Raw genomic sequence first — 334 nt, 5'->3', positions numbered from 1 at the left:
CCTCCGGACTCGGCCACGAGGGCGGCTACCGCTCCATCGACTTCTACACCGACCAGCAGGCGGTCCACATCACCCTCGGCAAGGTGCACAACCCTACCTTCGGCAAGTGAGCGCCGCTCCCGATCCCTCAGCGCAGCAAGGCAACGACATGACCGAACGCATTCCCACCTCCTCCGGCTTCTTCGTCACGCAGGAAGCTCCCATCGCGGCGGCCGATCCGGTGCCGACCCCGTCCTCGCCGCCGCCGGACATCCTCCGCGTCGCCTACGCCGAACTCGTCGTCACCGACCTGGCCGCCTCCCGCGAGTTCTACGTGGACGTGCTCGGCCTGGTC

General features: G+C 68.3%; 1 pseudogene. It reads left to right on the top strand.

Features of this window, described 5'->3' with window-relative positions:
* Positions 1-148: 148 nt before the first annotated feature.
* Positions 149-334, top strand: a pseudogene (locus ON19_RS43725) (3,4-dihydroxyphenylacetate 2,3-dioxygenase); the annotation flags it as partial.

This window comes from Nocardia abscessus NBRC 100374, from assembly GCF_000308455.1.
In the GTDB taxonomy this organism is placed as follows: domain Bacteria; phylum Actinomycetota; class Actinomycetes; order Mycobacteriales; family Mycobacteriaceae; genus Nocardia; species Nocardia abscessus.
This window is presented reverse-complemented; position numbering and strand designations above follow the sequence as displayed.